General features: G+C 67.0%; 16 protein-coding genes. 3 read left to right on the top strand and 13 right to left on the bottom strand.

Translation table 11 applies throughout. The features are described 5' to 3' along the window. Nucleotides 1–3: 3 nt before the first annotated feature. From pheS to AC07PR_RS12950, 9 genes are all read right to left on the bottom strand, one after another. The gene (gene pheS, locus AC07PR_RS12990) at nt 4–1,041 is read right to left on the bottom strand and encodes a phenylalanine--tRNA ligase subunit alpha (protein ID WP_297530917.1); all 1,038 of its coding nucleotides are present in this window, start codon (nt 1,039–1,041) and stop codon (nt 4–6) included. Nucleotides 1,042–1,237: 196 nt separating this feature from the next. Further along, nucleotides 1,238–1,594 (bottom strand): 50S ribosomal protein L20, encoded by a 357-nt coding sequence (gene rplT / locus AC07PR_RS12985; RefSeq protein ID WP_067275752.1) that lies wholly within the window; start codon nt 1,592–1,594, stop codon nt 1,238–1,240. Nucleotides 1,595–1,620: 26 nt separating this feature from the next. Beyond that, complete coding sequence (gene rpmI / locus AC07PR_RS12980; RefSeq protein WP_067275755.1) at nt 1,621–1,824, bottom strand: 50S ribosomal protein L35; 204 nt, start codon at nt 1,822–1,824, stop codon at nt 1,621–1,623. Nucleotides 1,825–1,977: 153 nt separating this feature from the next. Then, on the bottom strand, nt 1,978–2,523 hold the full coding sequence (infC, locus tag AC07PR_RS12975) for a translation initiation factor IF-3 (RefSeq protein WP_082938615.1): 546 nt from the start codon (nt 2,521–2,523) through the stop codon (nt 1,978–1,980). Nucleotides 2,524–2,591: 68 nt separating this feature from the next. Beyond that, nucleotides 2,592–4,517, bottom strand: coding sequence for a threonine--tRNA ligase (gene thrS / locus AC07PR_RS12970; protein ID WP_377152501.1), 1,926 nt, complete (start codon nt 4,515–4,517; stop codon nt 2,592–2,594). 204 nt (nt 4,518–4,721) lie between these two features. Next, complete coding sequence (locus AC07PR_RS12965; protein WP_495135544.1) at nt 4,722–5,804, bottom strand: phospholipase; 1,083 nt, start codon at nt 5,802–5,804, stop codon at nt 4,722–4,724. Between the two features lie 69 nt (nt 5,805–5,873). Beyond that, a complete protein-coding gene (locus AC07PR_RS12960; RefSeq protein ID WP_495135543.1) occupies nt 5,874–8,078 on the bottom strand; it encodes a TonB-dependent receptor plug domain-containing protein in 2,205 nt (734 codons plus the stop codon). A 378-nt stretch (nt 8,079–8,456) separates the two neighbouring features. After that, nucleotides 8,457–10,796, bottom strand: coding sequence for a Tex family protein (locus tag AC07PR_RS12955; protein WP_495135542.1), 2,340 nt, complete (start codon nt 10,794–10,796; stop codon nt 8,457–8,459). 168 nt (nt 10,797–10,964) lie between these two features. Further along, on the bottom strand, nt 10,965–12,650 hold the full coding sequence (locus tag AC07PR_RS12950; RefSeq protein ID WP_495135651.1) for an acyl-CoA dehydrogenase family protein: 1,686 nt from the start codon (nt 12,648–12,650) through the stop codon (nt 10,965–10,967). Between the two features lie 452 nt (nt 12,651–13,102). On the opposite strand from AC07PR_RS12950, the gene AC07PR_RS12945 reads away from it, so the two are divergent. The 3 genes from AC07PR_RS12945 (at nt 13,103) to AC07PR_RS12935 (ending at nt 17,148) form a co-directional block, all read left to right on the top strand. Beyond that, on the top strand, nt 13,103–14,902 hold the full coding sequence (locus tag AC07PR_RS12945) for a M4 family metallopeptidase (protein ID WP_495135541.1): 1,800 nt from the start codon (nt 13,103–13,105) through the stop codon (nt 14,900–14,902). 118 nt (nt 14,903–15,020) lie between these two features. Next, nucleotides 15,021–16,607 (top strand): M20/M25/M40 family metallo-hydrolase, encoded by a 1,587-nt coding sequence (locus AC07PR_RS12940; RefSeq protein WP_483107343.1) that lies wholly within the window; start codon nt 15,021–15,023, stop codon nt 16,605–16,607. A gap of 325 nt (nt 16,608–16,932) precedes the next feature. Continuing rightward, on the top strand, nt 16,933–17,148 hold the full coding sequence (locus AC07PR_RS12935) for a cold-shock protein (RefSeq protein ID WP_377152489.1): 216 nt from the start codon (nt 16,933–16,935) through the stop codon (nt 17,146–17,148). 54 nt (nt 17,149–17,202) lie between these two features. On the opposite strand, the gene AC07PR_RS12930 is transcribed toward AC07PR_RS12935, so the two are convergent. From AC07PR_RS12930 to AC07PR_RS12915, 4 genes are all read right to left on the bottom strand, one after another. Beyond that, a complete protein-coding gene (locus AC07PR_RS12930) occupies nt 17,203–17,436 on the bottom strand; it encodes a hypothetical protein (RefSeq protein WP_377152486.1) in 234 nt (77 codons plus the stop codon). A 19-nt stretch (nt 17,437–17,455) separates the two neighbouring features. Next, a complete protein-coding gene (locus tag AC07PR_RS12925; RefSeq protein WP_377152484.1) occupies nt 17,456–17,653 on the bottom strand; it encodes a hypothetical protein in 198 nt (65 codons plus the stop codon). A gap of 148 nt (nt 17,654–17,801) precedes the next feature. Then, nucleotides 17,802–18,959, bottom strand: a complete 1,158-nt coding sequence (locus AC07PR_RS12920; RefSeq protein ID WP_495135540.1) for a hybrid sensor histidine kinase/response regulator — start codon at nt 18,957–18,959, stop codon at nt 17,802–17,804. A gap of 100 nt (nt 18,960–19,059) precedes the next feature. Continuing rightward, entirely contained in the window at nt 19,060–20,049 is a 990-nt protein-coding gene (locus AC07PR_RS12915) for an aldo/keto reductase (protein WP_495135539.1), read from the bottom strand. Nucleotides 20,050–20,122 lie beyond the last annotated feature (73 nt).

The raw sequence follows: 20,122 nt of genomic DNA, 5'->3' as shown, positions 1-20,122 counted from the left end.
GAATTACTTGAACTGCGACAGGAAGCGCAGGTCGCCGTCGAAGAACAGGCGCAAGTCGCTGACGCCGTAGCGCAGCATGGCCAGGCGGTCGATGCCCGAGCCGAAGGCGAAGCCGATGTAGCGCTCGGGATCGAGCCCCATGTTGCGGATCACCTGCGGGTGCACCTGGCCGGAGCCGGAGACTTCCAGCCAGCGCCCCTTCAGCGGGCCTGAGCCGAACATCATGTCGATCTCGGCGCTGGGTTCGGTGAACGGGAAGTAGCTCGGACGGAAACGGATCTCCATGTCCGTCGTCTCGAAGAACTGCTGCATGAAGTTCACGTAGACGGACTTCAGGTCCTTGAAGCTGATGTTCTCGCCGACCCACAGGCCTTCGACCTGATGGAACATCGGCGAATGCGTGGCGTCGCTGTCGACGCGGTAGGTGCGGCCCGGCGCGATCACCCGGATCTCGGGCATCGGCTGGCCGGCGTCGATCAGCGCACGGTGCTTCTTGACATGCTGCACCGCATAGCGGATCTGCATCGGGCTGGTGTGGGTGCGCAAGACATGACCCCCTTCGATGTAGAAGGTGTCGTGCATCGAGCGCGCCGGATGGTCCTCCGGCGTGTTCAGCGCGGTGAAGTTGAACCAGTCGTTCTCGATCTCCGGGCCGTCGGCGACGTCGAAGCCCATCGAGCCGAAGATCGCCTCGATGCGCTCCATCGCCCGCGTGATCGGGTGCAGGCCGCCGGTGCCGCGCTGGCGGCCGGGCAGCGTGACGTCCAGCGCCTCGGCCTTGAGCTGCTTCTCGAGCTCCGCGTCCGCCAGCGCCTGGCGGCGCGCGGTCAGCGCCGCCTCGATGCCCTGCTTCAGCTGGTTGATCTGCGCGCCGCGGGTCTTCTTCTCCTCGACCGGCAGGCTGGCCATGCCCTTCATCAGCTCGGTGACCTGACCGGTCTTGCCCAGGAAGCGCGCCTTGGCGTTCTCCAGGTCGGCGGGAGTCGTGGCGGCGGCGAATTCGCCGGTCGCCTGGTGCAGCAATTGATCGAGGTCGTTCATCGCGGGGCGGCGACTGGGCGTCGGCGTCGTTGGCGGAAATCGAATGGCACGACGGTGGAATGGCGAACATCGCACCACCGCGCCGGAATGAAAAAAGGCCGAACACCGGGGTGTCGGCCTTTGAAAGAGGCAACCCCGGCAGGGCCGGAGCGGCCAGTCCGCTCGCCGGAGAGCACCGGCGGGCGGACCATGGCTATCAAGCCAGAGCGGCCTTCACCTTGGCGAAGATGCTGGCGAAACCAGCAGGGTCGTTGACGGCGAGGTCGGCCAGGACCTTGCGGTCGATGTCGATCTCGGCCTTCTTCAGACCGGCCACGAACTTGCTGTAGCTCAAACCCAGGCCACGGCTTGCCGCGTTGATACGGGCAATCCACAGCTGGCGGAACACGCGCTTCTTGGCACGGCGGTCACGGTAGGCGTACTGGCCCGCCTTCATCACCGCCTGCTTGGCGATGCGGAAGACGTTCTTGCGACGACCACGGAAGCCCTTGGCCAGAGCCAGGACCTTCTTGTGACGAGCACGTGCGGTTACACCACGTTTGACGCGAGGCATGTTGTATCTCCTTGTCTACTGCTGGATTACAGACCAGCGAAGGGCAGCATCGAAGCGATGTGGCCCATGTTGGTCTCATGCACGGTCGTCGCACCACGGAGGTGGCGCTTGTTCTTCGTGGTCTTCTTGGTCAGGATGTGGCGCTTGAACGCTTGACCGCGCTTGACGGTGCCACCCGGACGAACGCGAAAACGCTTTTTCGCGCTGCTCTTGGTCTTCATCTTGGGCATGACTGCTCCTTCTATGTGCGTCCCTCCAGGCGACCGCGGATTCCGCGGTACTTGACCGGCCTGCAGGAGACTAATAAGCCCGCCGACGACCAGATCGGCGGGCTGAAACTGTGGCGGGGCCTGCCGGCCCCGCCGAGTCGATTCTTCAGAAGCTCAACGCTTCTTCGGTGCGAGCACCATGATCATCTGGCGCCCTTCGAGCTTGGGCATGTGCTCGACCACCGCCACGTCCGACAGCTCATCGCGGATGCGTTCCAGCATGCGCATGCCGATGTCCTGGTGGGTGATCTCGCGGCCGCGGTAGCGCAGCGTGACCTTGCCCTTGTCACCGTCCTCCGCGATGAAGCGGCGCAGGTTGCGCATCTTGATCTGGTAGTCGCCTTCGTCCGTGCCCGGACGGAACTTGACTTCCTTGACCTCGATGACCTTCTGCTTGGACTTGGCTTCCGCGGCGCGCTTCTGCTCCTGGTACTTGAACTTGCCGTAGTCCATCAGCCGGCAGACCGGCGGAACTGCAGTGGCGGCAATTTCGACCAGATCGACGTCCAGGTCACCGGCCATCCGGAGCGCTTCCTGGATCGAGACGATGCCGATCGGCTCGTTCTCGGGGCCATTGAGACGGACTTCAGAAGCGATGATTTCGCGATTCAGGCGGTGCTTGCGCTCCGGAATCGCACGACGGTCAGCAAAAGTAGCGATGGTGGTTACCTTTAGGCGGGCCTTGGCAAGGGTCCGTAATGATCAGTACAACGCAAAAAGCGCCCGACTCAGGTCTTGTCCGCGATGGCGGTCGAGAGCTTCGAAACGAAGTCCTCCAGCGACATCACGCCCAGATCCTGGTTGCCTCGGGCGCGCACTGCGACTGCGCCGTTCGCCTTTTCCTTGTCGCCGACGACCAGGATGAACGGCACCTTTTGCAGTGAATGCTCGCGGATTTTATACGTGATTTTCTCGTTCCGCAAATCTGCCTGGACCCTAACCCCTTGTTTTTGCAGCGATTTCACAATGCTGGAAACGTAGTCCGATTGGGCGTCGGTGATATTGGCGACAACGACCTGCGTCGGAGCGAGCCAAACCGGCAGCGCGCCGGCGTGCTGCTCGATCAGGATCCCGATGAAACGCTCCAGGCTGCCGACGATCGCGCGGTGCAGCATCACGGGGGTGTGACGCTCGCCGTCCTCGGCCACGTACTCGGCGCCCAGGCGCGCGGGCATGGAGAAGTCGACCTGCATCGTGCCGCACTGCCACTGGCGGCCGATCGCGTCCTTGAGCGTGTATTCGATCTTCGGACCGTAGAAGGCGCCATCGCCCGGGGCGATGATGAACTCCACGCCCGACGCGCGCAGCGACTCCATCAGCGCGAACTCGGCCTTGTCCCAGACCTCGTCCGAACCGATCCGGGCTTCGGGGCGCGTCGCGACCTTGTAGATGATGTTGTCGAAGCCGAAGTCCTTGTAGACCTTTTGCAACAGTGCCGTGTACGCCACGCACTCGGCCAGGATCTGGTCTTCCGTGCAGAAGATGTGGCCATCGTCCTGCGTGAAGCCGCGCACGCGCATGATCCCGTGCAGGCCGCCCGTGGGTTCGTTGCGGTGGCACTGGCCGAACTCGCCGAAACGCAGCGGCAGGTCGCGGTAGCTCTTGATGCCGTGCTTGAAGATCAGGATGTGGCCGGGACAGTTCATCGGCTTGAGCGCGTAGTCGCGCTTCTCCGATTCCGTCGTGAACATGTTGTCGCGGTACTTGTCCCAGTGGCCCGTGGCCTCCCACAGCGTCTTGTCCAGCAGTTGCGGGCCCTTCACTTCCTGGTAGCCGTTGTCGCGGTACACGCGGCGCATGTACTGCTCGACCTCCTGCCAGATCGTCCAGCCCTTGGGATGCCAGAACACGACGCCCGGCGCATGCTCGTCGATGTGGAACAGCTCCAGGTCCTTGCCGAGCTTGCGGTGGTCGCGCTTCTCCGCCTCCTCCAGCATGCGCAGGTAATTCGCGAGGTCGTCCTTCGTCGCCCAGGCCGTGCCGTAGATGCGCTGCAGCTGCTCGTTGCGGTGGTCGCCACGCCAGTAGGCGCCGGCCACCTTCATCAGCTTGAAGAACTTCAGCTTGCCCGTCGACGGCACGTGCGGGCCGCGGCACAGGTCGGTGAAGCCGCCTTCGGCGTACAGCGAGACGTCCTGGTCCGCCGGGATGCTGGCGATGATCTCGGCCTTGTAGGCCTCGCCGATGCCCTTGAAGTACTCGACGGCTTCATCGCGCGGCAGTACCGAGCGCGTGACCTTCTCGTCCTTCTTCGCGAGCTCGCCCATCTTGGCCTCGATCGCCGCCAGATCGTCGGGCGTGAACGGGCGCTTGTAGGAGAAGTCGTAGTAGAAGCCGTTCTCGATGACCGGGCCGATGGTGACCTGCGCGTCGGGGAACAGTTCCTTGACCGCATAGGCCAGCAGGTGGGCCGTCGAATGGCGGATGACCTCCAGCCCGTCCGGATCCTTGTCCGTGACGATGGCCAGCTGCGTGTCCTTGTCGATGAGGAAGCTCGTGTCGACGACCTTGGCGTCGTCGCCCGAGCCGACGCGGCCGGCCAGCGCCGCCTTCGCCAGGCCCGTGCCGATCGAGGCCGCGACTTCGGCGACGGTCACCGGTTGCGGGAACTCGCGCTTGGAGCCGTCGGGCAGTTGGATGGAGATGTGGGACATGTGAGGGAACTCCAGAAAACAAAAAAGCGCGACCACGTGCCGCGCTTTTTCTGGGGTGCTGACTTTTTCCGGACAGCTGATGAAAGACGTGACGAGCCGCGGTCGCTCAAACCTTCGCAGTGGAGGTGGTAGTCCGCGGTGTCATAACCATGTCGCCTTTCCCGGTCCTTGTTGGAAAAAGAAAAAAGAGGCGGCCAGTGTAGCTCAGAGCGCCTGGATGTCGAGGGTCGGCCGGGCGCAGGCTTCGCGGAACTCGTCCCTCAGGCGCTCGCCTTCGCGGACAGCCTTCAGCCAGTCGCGGGCGCGGCCGGGGACGTCGTTCAGGTAGCGCTGGAAGTCGTTGCGATCAGGCAGCTTGCCGTTGGGCAGCGTCTTCACCCATTCGGGGTGGGGCGTCAGCAGCACGACGTTGTCCAGGAACGCGCTGGTCCGATGCCGATGCTTGAACGCCTTGTCGAGCCAACCCGGCACGACGCTGGCCTGGAAATGCGGATACAGCGCGATGCCGTCGCCGACCATCGCGGCATAGTTCAGATGCAGGTGGTAGTCGGTGATGCCGCCGTCCCAGTAGGCGCCGGCCGGGGCGCCTTCGATGTCGTGCACGGCCTGCAGCCAGAAGGGGATCGAGCAGCTCGCCAGGATGCTTCGCTTCAGGTTGCCTGCGTCGAGCACCACCTGCCGGCTGCGGTAGTCGGCCAGCGGCATCGGCAGCGGCGAGCGCTTGTCGGAGAACACCACCCTCTCCAGCCAGGCACCCATCGCGCGCCGCGACATCGCGTTGGCCGCGAACGCGCCCAGGTAGCCGAGCGGCGTGCGCAGCCGCCCTTCCCGCCCAAGCACGTGCTTGCCGCGCGAGGTGAACACATGCAGACGGAACTGCGGATGCGACAGCACCTCGGCCTCGCGGCCGCCGAAGATCTCTCCGAGCTTCTCGGAGAACGCGCGCGAGACCGTCGCGGCGGTCGGCCGCTTGCCGGGCGCCGACTCATAGTCCTGATGGGCGTAATCGTGGGCGAGGCGCTCGAACTCCGCATTCGCCTGCGCGGCGTCGCGGGTCAGACAGGCCGTGGCCATGCGCCAGGCGCCGATGGAGGCGCCGAGCAGATGGACCTCCTGACCGCCCGACGGCAGGAATTCGCCGAAGAGATGCGCGTCGAGCGCGCTGAGCACCAGCCCCTTCGGGCCGCCGGCGGCGCCGGGCACGACGCGCACGTCGGCGGCCCGAAGGCCATGGTCGCGCAGCCGTTGGCGCGCACGGGGTCCGGCGAGGATCTGCAAGGCCTGCATCGGGCGGGTCGTCCTTTCAAGAAACGGAAACGCCCGACGCGGACCTGAAGCCCTCGCTGCGGAGAAGGCTCAGAGCTTCATCTCCAGGTTGAGCTGGAACCACGGCTTCAGACCGCGACCGGTGGCGTAGAACTGATCCCCGGGGAGCTGGGTCTCGGCCCGGGCGTCGAGCGGGAACAGATTATTGGCCGAGAAGCGCACCGAGGTCTTCGGGCTGACCATCCACTGGGCGAAAACGTCCAGGCCGCGGTTGCGCGAGTACTCGACGCTCTGACGATCGGTCTGACGCACCGTGTAGACCGGCGTGTAGTTCAGGTTGGCGCCGGTGGTGACCGGCACGCTGCTGAAGCGGTAGTCGAAGCCGAGGTTGGCGGTCCAGGGCTGCTGCTGGTCGAGCCGGTTGTCCGGGCCGTCCACGGCCTTGACCCGCGAACGGTAGACGCTCACGGAGCTGCGCAGGTTCAACGGCAGCTTCGGATCGAACAGCGACGGGAACAGCTCGCCCGCACGGCCCTTGAGCTCCATCTCGATGCCGCTGGTGGTGGCGCTGGAGAAGTTCATCGGCCGGATCACGTAACGCGGCACCGTGGACAGCGGCGGATTGGCCGGATCCAGCGTCACGACGTTGCGGATCAACTGGCTGATGTTGCGGTGGAAGACGCCCACGCTGAAGAGGCTGCCGCCGGTGAGGTACTTTTCGTACGCGACATCGAAGCCGGTCGCGAGCTCCGGCTTCAGGCCCGGATTGCCGATGCGGTCGGGATTGAACTCGTCGTTCTGCTCGCCCGTGGCGGGGCTCGGGAACTTGCTGTTGGGCGTGTAGCGGCCCAGCATCTGCGTCAGCTCCGGCGCCTTGTAGCTGCGGGTGATGCTGGCGCGGATCATGTCGCGACCCTTCGGGTCCAGCTTGTAGGTCAGGTGCCACAGCGGCGACAGCACGCTGGAGCTGTTGCGCGCATCGGTGGCGACGCCGCGGCTGGTGGTCACGATCTGCTCATGCCGCAGGCCGAAGTAGGTGGACCACTGCGGATTGATCTCCCACTCGTCCTGGATGAAGAAGGCCTGGCGGCGGATGCGGGCGCCGAAGTTCTCGCCATTGAGTCCGGGGCTCTGCTCGTCGCCGGCGACGAGGGTGTTGCGGATCTCGTCGCGCTTGCGGAACTCGAAGTCCCAGCCGACGGTCAGCGTGTGCTCCTCGCCGAGGATCTGGCTGTACTTGCCCGCCTGCGTCAGGCTGCGGTCGCGGCTGTCGAGCAGCGCATCGACCGGCCTGCCGGTGAGCGTGTGGTTCTCGATGTGGTTCTTGGCGTCCTGCACGCCGGCCTTCAGTTCCCACTTCTGGGTCTCGCTGAAGCGGTTGTTCCACTGCGCGTTGGCACGCAGCATCTGCCACGTGCCCTGGTTGTCGGCGTTGTCGTCCAGTCGCGTGCCGGGGCTGTAGACGGCATCGGGCGTGAGCCGCACCGAGTTGTTCCAGAAGCCCTTCTGCGCGAAGCCGATCAGCGACACGGTCTCGTCGTCGCTGATCTTCCAGGTCGCGCGCGGCGCGGAATTGAAGCCGTGGCCCCAGTTGCGCATCTTCCCGTGCTGGGAAGCGATGACCGGCTGACCATCCAGGTCGGTGCCGTTGCGCTCGGTCGTGGACTTCATCTCCTGCAGCCACTGGAACGCCGACAGCGGCACCGATACCGACACCGGGCCGAAGCGCTCGCCGTAGGTGAAGGTGGCGGACGGCACCGGGTGGTTGATGTTGTAGCCGGCCCCGACGCGCAGGTCGCGCTGCGACATCTTCGGCGCTTCCTTCAGGATGATGTTGATCGCGCCAGCGACGGCCTGCGCGCTCTGGTCGGCGCTCGGACCCTTGGTCACTTCGATGCGCTCGACCTGGGCGGGATCCAGTTGGTCCAGCTTGAAGCCCGGAGGCGCGGGGTCGCCGTTGATCAGGATCAGCGTGTAGCCCGAACCCAACCCCCGCATGCGCGGCGCGCCGTCGGACACGTTCACACCCGGCAGGCGCTTGAGCACGTCGGCGACGCTCGTGTCGCCGTACTTGTCGAGCTCGTCGCGGCCATAGATCTGCTTAGCCACCGGCGCGCGGCGGCGCAACTCGGAATCTGTGTTCCGGCCAGTGATCTCCACGCGGTCCAGGCGCTTGCCCGAGGTCGGCTCGTTGCCCAGCCCAGGAGGAGCATCCTGCGCAAGAACGGCAGTCGCAGGCGCAAGCGCGGACAGACAGACAAGGGCGCAGGCCCTGGCGATGGCGTGGGTCTTCAAGGGAACTCCCGGGGATTTGGTGTCGACACCGTGTAGGTCTGTCGACTTTTGTCTTTGACGGTAAACGGCGCGCAGCGTAGCCGTACACCGCCAGTCCTGGCACCTCAGGTGCGACCAGCCGCGAAAAATGTGGGATCAAACGCGATCAGGAGCCGTGGACGGCGTTCACTCCTTCGAGCGAGCGCATCGGGACAACCGGGGCCCCTTTTCTCCGTGTCCCTCCTTTGGCTGCCTCCCGGCAGCCAAATTCCCTCCTTGACCTCCGAAAAGGGGCCCCGGTCGTCCCGATCCGAGGCACCGAGCTCGTCAGCGTCTCAGCGTCTCAGCGTCTCAGCGTCTCACCGTCTCACCGTCTCAGCGTCTCACCGTCTCACCGTCTCAGCGCTTGAGTTTGGCGAAGGCCGCGGCCATCGCGTTGCCACCGACAGGCTGGGCGTCACGCGCGCCGGATGGGCGAGCACCGCCCTGTCGTTCGTTGCGGCCAGCAGGGCGGAAGCTGTTGTCCGGCTTCGAGCCGCCGCGAGGCGCCTGCGCGTCCAGCTTCATCGTCAGCGAGATGCGCTTGCGGGCCAGGTCGACCTCCAGCACCTTCACCTTGACGATGTCGCCGGTCTTGACGACCTCGCGCGCATCGTTGACGAACTTGTTGGCCAGCTGGCTGACGTGGATCAGGCCGTCCTGGTGCACGCCCAGATCGACGAAGGCACCGAACTGCGCGACGTTGGACACCGTGCCTTCCAGCACCATGCCCTCCTTCAGGTCCTTGAGGTCCTCGACGCCGTCGTTGAAGCGCGCGACCTTGAAGTCCGGTCGCGGATCGCGGCCCGGCTTTTCCAGCTCGCCGAAGATGTCCTTGACGGTGATCGCGCCGAAGCGCTCGTCGGCGAAGGCCTCGGGCTTCAGCGCGCGGATGACGTCGGACTTGCCCATCACGTCGGCGATCGGACGTTGGACCTGCGCCAGGATGCGCTCGATGACGGGATAGGTCTCCGGATGCACGCCGCTGACGTCGAGCGGGTTGTCGCCGTCACGGATGCGCAGGAAGCCGGCCGCCTGCTCGAAGGTCTTCGGACCGAGGCCGGTGACGTCCAGCAGCTGCTGGCGATTGCGGAACGCGCCGTTGGCGTCGCGCCAGCGCACGATCGAATTCGCGACGCTGGCCGACAGCCCAGACACGCGCGACAGCAGTGGCGCGGACGCGGTGTTCAGGTCGACACCGACCGAGTTCACGCAGTCCTCGACGACGGCGTCCAGCGTGCGCGCGAGCTCGCTCTGGTTGACGTCGTGCTGGTACTGGCCGACACCGATCGACTTCGGATCGATCTTCACCAGCTCCGCCAGCGGGTCCTGCAGGCGGCGGGCGATCGACACGGCGCCGCGCAGCGACACGTCCAGGTCGGGCAGTTCCTTCGACGCGAATTCGGACGCCGAGTACACCGACGCGCCGGCTTCGCTGACGACGACCTTCTCGATGACCGTCTCGGGCGCCATCGATTGAATGCGCTTGATCAGGTCGGCGGCAAGCTTGTCGGTCTCGCGCGAGGCGGTGCCGTTGCCGATCGCGATCAGGTTGACGCCGTGCGTGGCGCACAGGCGGCCCAGCGTGTGGATCGACCCTTCCCAATCGCGCTTGGGCTCATGCGGATAGACGGTCGAGGTGTCCAGCACGCGGCCGGTATCGCTGACGATGGCGACCTTCACGCCGGTGCGGATGCCCGGGTCCAGGCCCATGACGACGCGCTTGCCGGCCGGCGCGGCCAGCAGCAGGTCGCGCAGGTTCTCGGCGAAGACCTTGGTGGCGACCTTCTCGGCCTCCTCGCGCAGCCGCGCGAAGAGATCGCGCTCCAGGCTCAGCGAAAGCTTCACCTTCCAGGTCCACGCCACGGTCTTGCGGATCAGTTCATCGCCGGCGCGCTTCGCATGGCTCCAGCCGAGGTGGCGCGCGATGCGGCCTTCGGCGAGCGAGGGCTGGCCGAGGACGACTTCCTCGTCCAGCGCCAGCTTGGCGTCGAGGAACTCCTGCGTGCGTCCGCGGAAGACGGCCAGCGCCCGGTGCGAGGGCACGGTGCGGATCGGCTCGGCGTAATCGAAGTAGTCGCGGAACTTCGAGATGTCGGGATGGTTCTCGTCCTTGCCGTCCATCAGCTTGGACTTGAAGAGGCCCTCCTCCCACAGCCACTCGCGCAGCTTGCCGATCAGCAGGGCGTCCTCGGCCCAGCGCTCGGAGAGCAGGTCGCGCACGCCGTCCAGCACCGCGAAGGCATCGGCGAAGCCGGCATCGGCGTTGAGGAAGGCGGCGGCTTCCGTCATCGGATCGAGCGACGGATCGGCGAACAGCTTGTCGGCGAGCGGCTCCAGGCCGGCCTCGCGGGCGATCAGGCCCTTGGTGCGGCGCTTCTGCTTGTACGGGAGGTAGAGGTCTTCCAGCTCCTGCTTGGTCGGCGCGGCGGCGATGGCGGCGGCGAGTTCGGGCGTGAGCTTGCCCTGTTCCTCGATGCTCTTGAGCACCGCCTCGCGACGGTCCTCGAGCTCACGCAGGTAGCTCAGGCGGGCCTCGAGTTCGCGCAGCTGGATGTCATCGAGGCCGTCGGTGGCCTCCTTGCGGTAGCGGGCGATGAACGGGACGGTGGCCCCGCCATCGAGCAGTTCCACGGCCGCGTTGACCTGAGCCGGACGGACTTTCAGTTCGGCGGCAATCTGAAGCAGGATCTTGTCCAAAACAGCGACGGGCCAACGGCCCAGAGAGCAACGAAAGCGGACGAGTTTAGGGCACTGGAACAGCGGCGCTGGCGGGTCGGCAGGCGCCGGTGTCCCCCCGAGCGACTTGGGGAGCCTGCGAGTCGTAGGAGCGAGGGGGGATACCGGCGCCTGCCGACGGGCTCGGTCTCACGCGGGAAACGCTCGCTGCAGGAGCGCATCGACATCGACGGCGCGCGTATCGAGCGCACCGGCGACCGCGCCCCAACGCGGATCGAGCCGGCTGGCGGCGAATGCGTCCGCGACGACACCGGGCGAGTGCCGGCGCAGCAGCGCGGCCTGCGCCAGCAGCACCAGGCGCGACGCGAAGCGGCGGCCGAGCGCTTCGAGCTGTTCCGGCGGCGTGGTCAGCAAGTCGCGCAACGCATCGAGTTCGGCGCGCAACGCACGGTCGTCGCCGAGGTCCGCCTCGAACTCGTCGAGCAGCGCCAGGAAGGCTTGCGGATCGCGCGCGACGGCGCGCATCACATCCAGGCACATCACGTTGCCTGAGCCTTCCCAGATCGAGTTGACCGGCGCCTCGCGATACAGGCGGCCCATGACGCCGTCGTCGATGTAGCCGTTGCCGCCGAGGACTTCCATCGCCTCGCCGGTGAGCTCGACCGCACGTTTGCAGACCCAGAACTTCGCCGCCGGCGTGACCAGCCGCATCCAGGTGCGCTCGCGCGGATCGTCCTGGTGCTCGAAGGCCTGAGCCAGACGCAGGCTCAGCTGCATCGCGGCCTCGCTCTCGAGCGCGAGGTCCGCGAGCACCGCCCGCATCAGCGGCTGCTCCGCGAGCCGCCTGCCGAAAGCCGTGCGATGCCGCGTGTAGTGCAGCGCCTGCACCAGCGCCTGCCGCAGCATCGCCGCGCTGCCCACCACGCAGTTCAGCCGCGTGTACGTCGCCATCTCGATGATGGTCGGGATGCCGCGGCCCTCCTCGCCCATCAGCACGCCGTAGGCGTCCTGGAACTCGACTTCCGAGCTGCTGTTGCTGCGGTTGCCGACCTTGTCCTTGAGGCGCTGCACGTTGACGGCGTTCTTCGTCCCGTCGGGCCGCCAGCGCGGCACGAAGAAGCAGCCCGGCGCACCGTCCGGCGTCTTGGCGACGACCAGGTGCGCGTCGCACATCGGCGCGGAGAAGAACCACTTGTGCCCCGTGAGGCGGTACTCGCCGCCGCGACCGCCGGCGCCCACCGGCTCGGCGCGCGTCGTGTTGGCGCGCACGTCGGACCCGCCCTGCTTCTCCGTCATGCCCATGCCGAGCCAGATGGAGCGCTTCTGCGCAAGCGGCATGTCGCGGCCGTCGTACGCGGTGCTGAAAAGCTGGTCGCGCAGCGCGTCCCACAACTGCGGCTCGCGACGCAGCACCGGGATGCTGGCCTGCGTCATCGTCGCCGGGCACAGCGTGCCGGCCTCGACCTGCCCGTGCAGGTAGAAGCCCGCGGCCCACGCCGCCCAGCGGCCGGGACGCTCGTCCCGGAACGGCATCGCGACCAGATCCGCCTGCCGGTACATCGCGAGCAGTTCGTGCCAGCCGGCGTCGAACTCGACCCGATCGATGCGGCGGCCGCGCTTGTCGAAGCTCTCGAGCGTCGGCGTGACGCGGTTGATGCGCTCGGCGATCGCGTAGGTCTGCGCCCGCCCCAGCTGGCTGGCGTAAGCGGCAAGACCCGGCACGAAGGCGTCGGCGCCGGCGCGCGCGAGCGCCTCCTTGAGCGCCGGATCGGTGTCGAGCAGCGAGTAGTCGGCCAGTTCGTCGACCTGATTGGCGACCTCGTGGGTGCGCCATCCCGAGGCCGCGGCGGCGGCCGGCGTGGGGTTCGTGTCCATGGTCGTCATGGTGTGCGTCTCCTGATGCGTCCGTCGTCGACGTCCCTCGTTTCCAGCATGTCCTCTGGATCGGGGTCGCGACAATCCGGATCCTCGCCTATCGCGCGCACGCCAGCCACGGACGTGCCCGGAAACTTCGTTGCAAGGGTTACACCGGCTGTAAGGCCTGACAGTCCGAACCGGCCCGCGAAGCCCCTACATTCGCCCAGTCGTCCGGACCACTCAAGACCTGACCTCGGGACCTCCGGGGCACCCGGCGACACCTCGGGACGCGGCGCCAGCCGCACCTCCAAGAACATCTGTCACGGCCCCACCACGGGTCGCGAACAGAGGGGGCCGTCCCGTTCCTACCTGAGCGAGCACGGCCGTTTCTTCGGGAGATCTGATCGATCCATCACGAAAGAAAGAGGCTTATGTCTAAGGTTTCCACACAGGCATTCATCCAACGCGCCGTGCGCGCAACCCTCATCGCCGCCGCGGCCACCGCCGCCTGCCAGGCGATCGCCGCGGACCGCGTCCTGCTCGACGACGCCTCCCCGGTGAACACGCAGATGCGCGCGTCGAGCGCCGCTCCGCAATCGGCCGCCACGGCGCTGGGCCTCGCGGCCAGCGACCTGCAGCCGGTGCGCAGCCAGACCTACGCCACCGGCAAGGTCGTCACGCGCCATCAGCAGTACTACCAGGGCGTCCCGGTGTGGGGCGAAGGCGTGGTCGAGCAGCTCGACACCAGCGCCGGCACCTCGCGCTTCTCCGGCAGCATGCTGGCCAACATCCAGCAGGACCTGGCCACCACGCAGGCCAGCCTGACCTCGCAAGGCGCGCTGGCGCAGGCCAAGGGCGCCATCAACGCCGCGATCACCGAGAACGAGCAGGTCAAGCTCTACGTCCGGCTGAACCAGAACAACAAGGCGCAGCTGTTCTACCTGGTGTCCTTCGTGCGCCATGACGCGAAGCAGCCGAGCCGCCCGCACTTCATGATCGACGCCACCACCGGCGCCGTGCTGGAGCGCTGGGAAGGCCTGGCCCACAAGGACGCGACCGGCCCCGGCGGCAACGCCAAGACCGGCCGCTACGAGTACGGCACCGACTACCCGGCGCTGAAGGTGACCGACACCTGCCAGATGAACTCCGGCAACGTCGTCACCGTCAACCTCAACGGCAGCACCGGCGCCAGCAACACGCCCTTCCAGTTCACCTGCTCGCGCAACGAGTACAAGCAGATCAACGGCGCCTACTCGCCGCTGAACGACGCACACTACTTCGGCGAGATCATCTTCAAGATGTACGGGGACTGGTTCAACATCCGTCCGCTGACCGGCACGCTGTACATGCGCGTGCACTACGGCAGCAACTACGAGAACGCGTTCTGGGACGGCACGGCGATGAGCTTCGGCGACGGCCGCACCACCTTCTACCCGCTGGTGTCGCTGGACGTGTCCGCGCACGAGGTGAGCCACGGCTTCACCGAGCAGAACTCGGGCCTGACCTACTCCGGCCAGTCGGGCGGCATGAACGAAGCCTTCTCCGACATGGCCGGCGAAGCCGCCGAGTACTACCGCAACAACGGCAGCAACGACTGGCTGGTCGGCGCGCAGATCTTCAAGGGCTCGGGCGCGCTGCGCTACTTCGATGATCCGACCCGCGACGGCAGCTCCATCGGCAACGCGGCCGACTACCGCAGCGGCATGGACGTGCACTACTCGAGCGGCGTCTACAACAAGGCCTTCTACCTGCTGGCGACCAAGACGGGCTGGAACACGCGCAAGGCCTTCGAGGTGATGGTCGACGCCAACCGCCTCTACTGGACCGCCAACAGCACCTTCAACCAGGGCGCCTGCGGCGTGGAGACGGCGGCGACCAACCGCGGCTACGCCAAGGCCGACGTCACGGCGGCCTTCGCCAGCGTCGGCGTGAGCTGCAGCGGCACCACGCCGCCGCCGACCGCGACCCCGCTGACCAGCGGCGTGCCGGTGACCGGCATCTCGCTGGCCAAGGGGGCGACCAAGCTCTACAGCATCACCGTGCCGGCGGGCCGCACGACGCTGACGATCAAGCTGTCCGGCGGCTCGGGCGACGGCGACCTCTACGTCAAGCGCGGCTCCGCGCCGACGACGACGAGCTACGACAAGCGCTCGATCGGCTCGACCAACGCCGAGACGATCACCTTCTCGGCGCCGACGGCCGGCGTGTACTACGTGCTGCTGAGCGCGTACTCGACGGTCACCAGCACCTCGCTGGTCGGTACCTACTGATCCCCGCCTGAACGACCCCGACGCGCCGCCTCGCGCGGCGCGTCGGGGGCTCCGGCGCGCTGCCCTGCGCGGCGCGCCGGCTTCGCCATTCCTGGAACGAATCCGGAGACAACACCCCATGCGTTCATTCCTCACCATCACCGCGGTGTGCGTCGGCCTGGCCGCGCTCACCCCCGCGTACGCGGGCGACAAGGTCTGGATCAGCCTCGGCGACGCCGCGCTGGCCCAGTTGCAGAAGCACCGCCCGGCCGCGCGCGCCGTGGCCAGCGTCAAGGCCGATGCCGCGCAGGACGCGTCGGCGCAGTCCTTCGCCGCAAGGCCCGAGGGCATTCATCTGGTGGAAGTCGACGAGGACGCGCTCGCCTCGCTGAGCCACTCGATCCACGAAGAGCTGCGCCGCTGCGGCGGCTACATGTACCACGCCAGCCAGGAGGCCGGCCTGGCCTCGCTGAAGCGGCACAGCACGCCGGTCGCGTCGCAGCAGCTGGCCGCCGCGCTGGTCGCGACGCGGCCCAGCTACACGATCGATCAGCAATCCGTGGTCACGCCCATCCTGTCGCAGATGCAGGCGAGCAACATCGGCCAGACCATCGTCGACCTGTCGGCCAACATCAACCGCTACTACACCAGCAGCAGCGGCGTGGCGGCGTCCAACTGGCTCAAGCAGAAGTGGACGACGCTGGGCGCGGGCCGCAGCGACATCACCGTCGAGCAGTTCACCCACGCGGGCTGGGCGCAGAAGTCGGTGATCGCGACGATCCAGGGCAGCGACAACGGCAGCGAGGTGATCGTGATGGGCGCGCACCTGGACTCGATCAACCAGTCCGGCGGCTCGGGCGAGACGATGCGCGCGCCGGGCGCCGACGACGACGCCTCCGGCGTGGCCAGCCTGACCGAGGTGCTGCGCGCGCTGGTGCAGGCGAACTACAAGCCCCGCCGCACGATCAAGCTGATGGCCTATGCGGCGGAGGAAGTCGGCCTGCGCGGCTCACAGGAGATCGCCAACAGCTTCGCCGCGGCCAACACCAACGTGGTCGGCGTGCTGCAGCTCGACATGACCAACTACAAGGGCGCCGCCAACGACATCTACATCTTCACCGACTACACGGACAGTGCGCAGAACACCTTCCTCACGAACGTGATCGCGACCTACCTGCCGACGCTGCGCGTGGGCACGGACCGTTGCGGCTACGCCTGCTCGGACCATGCCTCGTGGAACGCCAAGGGCTACTTCGCCAGCATGCCGTTCGAGTCGAGCTTCAGCGCGGACAACCCGTACATCCACAGCGCCAACGACACCTACGCCAACATGGGCAGCCAGGCCGACCATGCGCTGAAGTTCGCGCGCATGGCCGCGGCCTACGCGGTGGAGCTCGGCAGCGACGGTCCCGGCACGCAGCCGCCGGCGGACAAGACCGAGAACTTCAGCGGCAGCCTGACGCGCGGCCAGAGCAAGAGCTTCGGCCCGTTCAAGGTCGCCAACGGCGGCAGCCTCGCGGCGAGCACGACGGGCACCGGCGACATGGACCTCTACGTCCGCAAGAGCGCGGTGCCCACGACGAGCACCTACACGTGCAAGTCGGACGGCTCGACGGCGACCGAGGGCTGCAGCGTCAACATGACGGCCAATGGCGACGTCTATGTGCTGGTCTACGGCTACTCGGCGGGCAGCTACCAGTTGAAGGTGACCTACCGGCCGCAGTGACAGCCGCAGGGACAGCCGCAGTCACGGCCGCAGCAGCGGCCGCAGGAAAGGCGCCAGGTCGAGCACCCGCCCGGCCTGGCGCCGGAACACGGCTTCTTCCGCGAGAACCTCCAGGGGGTTTCATTCGTGCTACATTAGTCGGATAGATTCGCACAAGACCTTTCTTCTGAGGTCTTCTCTGCAGCCGCCGCCGGCCCTCCCCGGGCCTTTCGTGCGAGCGGACTGCTTCAGCAACACCCCCCCGCTGCAAGCTCTTGAGTGTGTCTGTCCCGGCCCGCAATCGTGCGCCGGGTTTTTTCCTGTCATTCATTCCAAAGGAAACAACATGACGACCAAGAAGACCGGCACTGTGAAGTGGTTCAGCGACGACAAGGGCTTCGGCTTCATCACCCCGGAAGACGGCTCCAAGGACCTGTTCGCCCATCACAGCGAAATCCAGAGCTCCGGCGGCTTCCGCACGCTGGCCGAAGGCGCCAAGGTCGAGTTCGAGACCAAGGACGGCCCGAAGGGTCCCCAAGCCTCCGGCATCCGCGTCATCTGAACGCGGGCTGAGTGAGCTGACAGGCGCATCTCCCCGGAGCCGCGCCTTCGAGCCTCACAGCTTCCACCCGTCGCTGCTCAGCGACGGGTCGAGCGCTCTCCTGATCGCCTGCGCAGCCGCCTCGCGATCATCAGCGACGCCCTCCACGTGGAGCACCCTCCGCGTCGGCAGCCCCGGCCGCTGAAAGATCACCGCCCCGACGTCCGTCGCGGGTGCCGTGACAAAGACCAGATCAAACGAATCGATCCGCAGGCCGCTGATGTTGGCCAGACGCGTCCGGATCAGCATGGCATCACCGCCGCGGTGTTCACGCCAGCTCCTGCCAGTAGATGCCCTCGCCGACCTCGGTCAGGCACAAGGCCCCACCCCGCCATTCCAGCCAATGCTGGCTCACGAGCCGATCGATCAGCAGTTCGGGGATCTCGCTCGCGCGACGCCGGTGGAGCGCGTCCACGCAGGTGCGCAATGAGGCCCGGAGGGCTTCCAGGTCCTGCGGTACAGCCATCGTCCTACTCCTCGCGTTTCGCGCCACGACATGCGGCGCGAACAGAAGCGCCAAGCGATCAAGGCGAGGACTTGCGGCGCATCCGACACGCTCGAACGGGGCAAGGACTTCGGGATGACAACCTCACGGTCTATGGGCCGATAGTAGCTCAGACGCCTTCCGCGCAGTCGGCGGCGCCAGCCGGCCCGGCGGGCAACTCGATCCGGAACTCGGTGCCCGCGTCGCCGGTCTGGACGCCGATGCGTCCGCCGTGGGCCTCGACGATCGTGCGGCACACGAAAAGCCCCAGGCCCATGTTGCTGGCCGCCGGTGCGTCCGTGGCCCGATGGACCATCGGTTCGAAGAGCCGTTCCCGCACGTCCTCCGGAATCGGCTGGCCTTCGTTGCGCACCGACAGTACGCGGAGGTCGGCACGACCACTCGTCCTCACGACGATCGGCCGGCCGACGGCCCCATGCTCCACGGCGTTGCGCAACAGGTTGGCGATGACACGCGACAAGCGCTCGCCATCCCACCAGCCGTCGTCCGGCGACTCCTGCACCAGCTCGACGACGAGGCCCGGATTGGCGCCCCGCGCCTCGTCGATCGCCGCGGACGCCAACGCGCCCAGGCGCTGCGGCGTACGCCGGAGGATCAGGTCGGCGCCGAGCCGGCTCCGGGCGTAATCCTGAATGTCGTCGAGCATGTGCGTCATGCGCTGCGACGCCGCCGTGATGCGGGACGCCATCTTCTGCGTCAGCTCGGCGGACAGCGGCGCCTTCGCCAGCAGCTGGCTGCTCATCGAGATCGCGTCCAGCGGATTGCGCAGATCGTGTCCGAGGATGGCGAGGAACAGATCCCGCGCGCGTTCCTCGTCGAGCCGTTTCTGGTCGAGCTCGTCGGAGAGCGACCGCAGCACCTCGCGCCGCCGCAGCAGCGCATGCAGGTTGGCGATCAGCACGTCCTCGTCGACGGGGCGCGTGAGATAGGCGTCCGCGCCGCTTTCAAGCCCATGGATCAGGTCCCGGTCCGCGACGTGGATGCCGGAGACATGAATGATCGGCACCGACGCGGTCGACGTCGACGCGCGCAGCTGCCGGCAGACCTCGAAGCCGCTGATGTCGGGCAGCATGACGTCGAGGATGACCGCGTCGACCCCGGCACCGTCGCCATCGACGGCCTGCCGCAGCGCCTGCGCGCCATCCGGCGCCTCGACGACCGCGAAGCCTGCGAGTTCCAGCCGGCGCCGCAGTGCATAGCGGTGCGCGGCCTCGTCATCGACGAGCAGGATCGTGCGCCTCCCGTGCGCCTGATGTGCGGCATCCATCCCTGTATTCCTCGCGGGATCCGCCTCGCCACCACCGGATGGATGACGCCGGGCCCGAGCGCCCAGGGTAGCGCAACGCCGCCGGTCGCGCGGCCCGGATTTACTCGTGTCCGCTGATCGCGTGCGGTACGTAGGGGGCCTCCAGCGCGGCGATCTCCTCGGCATCGAGCGCGACATCGAGCGCCCCCACCGCGTCCTCCAGTTGCCCGATCTTCGAGGCGCCGATGATCGGCGCCGTCACCTGCGGCTTCGCCAGCACCCAGGCCAGCGCGACCTGCGCCATCTTCGCGCCGCGCTTGGCCGCAAGGTCCTGCACGGCCTGGATGACGGGGCGGTCCTGCTCGCCCGACCTGTCGTAGAGCCGCTTGCCGACGTCGTCCGTCTGCAGCCGCGGCGTGGCCTCGTCCGCGGGCCGGGTGAGACGGCCGCGTGCCATCGGACTCCACGGGATCAGTCCCACGCCCTGGTCCGCGCACAGCGGGATCATTTCCCGCTCCTCTTCGCGGTACAGCAGGTTGACGTGGTTCTGCATGCTCACGAACGGCGTCCAGCCGTTGCGGCGCGCCACCTCCTGCGCCTTCGCGAACTGCCACGCGTACATCGAGGACGCGCCGAGGTAACGGGCCCGACCCGAGCGCACCACGTCATGCAGCGCGCACATCGTTTCCTCGATCGGCGTGTCGTGATCCCAGCGGTGGATCTGCAGCAGGTCGACGTAATCGGTGCCCAGTCGCGCCAGGCTCGCATCGATCTCGGCGAGCACCTGCTTGCGCGACAGGCCCCGGCGATGCCTGACGCCTTCAGGCGTCTCGTACGGGAAGTACATCTTGGTCGCGAGCACGACCTCCTCGCGGCGCGTCATCTCCTTGAGCAGCACGCCCACCATCTGCTCGGAGGTGCCGCCGGAGTAGCTGTTGGCGGTGTCGAAGAAGGTGATGCCGCTGTCGACCGCCTTGCGGAAGATCGGGCGGGAGGCGTCGAGGTCCAAGGTCCAGCGGTGGTTGCCGACGTCGGCGGCCCCGAAGGTCATGCATCCCAGGCACAGCCGCGAGACATCCAGTCCCGTGTTGCCCAGCTTGGTGTACTTCATGCCTGCAGCTCCTGGTTTGAGGTCAAGTGAATGCCGCGTGACAGCGATGCATCGCGGCACATGACGCCGCACG

Source organism: Roseateles sp. GW821-FHT09H11, assembly GCF_059415845.1.
This window is presented reverse-complemented; position numbering and strand designations above follow the sequence as displayed.

Coding starts and splice junctions, on each gene's coding strand:
- pheS (WP_297530917.1), bottom strand. CDS start 1,041: ATGAACGACCTCGATCAATTGCTGCACCAGGCGACCGGCGAATTCGCC.
- rplT (WP_067275752.1), bottom strand. CDS start 1,594: ATGCCTCGCGTCAAACGTGGTGTAACCGCACGTGCTCGTCACAAGAAG.
- rpmI (WP_067275755.1), bottom strand. CDS start 1,824: ATGCCCAAGATGAAGACCAAGAGCAGCGCGAAAAAGCGTTTTCGCGTT.
- thrS (WP_377152501.1), bottom strand. CDS start 4,517: ATGTCCCACATCTCCATCCAACTGCCCGACGGCTCCAAGCGCGAGTTC.
- AC07PR_RS12965 (WP_495135544.1), bottom strand. CDS start 5,804: ATGCAGGCCTTGCAGATCCTCGCCGGACCCCGTGCGCGCCAACGGCTG.
- AC07PR_RS12950 (WP_495135651.1), bottom strand. CDS start 12,650: ATGGACACGAACCCCACGCCGGCCGCCGCCGCGGCCTCGGGATGGCGC.
- AC07PR_RS12940 (WP_483107343.1), top strand. CDS start 15,021: ATGCGTTCATTCCTCACCATCACCGCGGTGTGCGTCGGCCTGGCCGCG.
- AC07PR_RS12935 (WP_377152489.1), top strand. CDS start 16,933: ATGACGACCAAGAAGACCGGCACTGTGAAGTGGTTCAGCGACGACAAG.
- AC07PR_RS12930 (WP_377152486.1), bottom strand. CDS start 17,436: ATGCTGATCCGGACGCGTCTGGCCAACATCAGCGGCCTGCGGATCGAT.
- AC07PR_RS12925 (WP_377152484.1), bottom strand. CDS start 17,653: ATGGCTGTACCGCAGGACCTGGAAGCCCTCCGGGCCTCATTGCGCACC.
- AC07PR_RS12920 (WP_495135540.1), bottom strand. CDS start 18,959: ATGGATGCCGCACATCAGGCGCACGGGAGGCGCACGATCCTGCTCGTC.
- AC07PR_RS12915 (WP_495135539.1), bottom strand. CDS start 20,049: ATGAAGTACACCAAGCTGGGCAACACGGGACTGGATGTCTCGCGGCTG.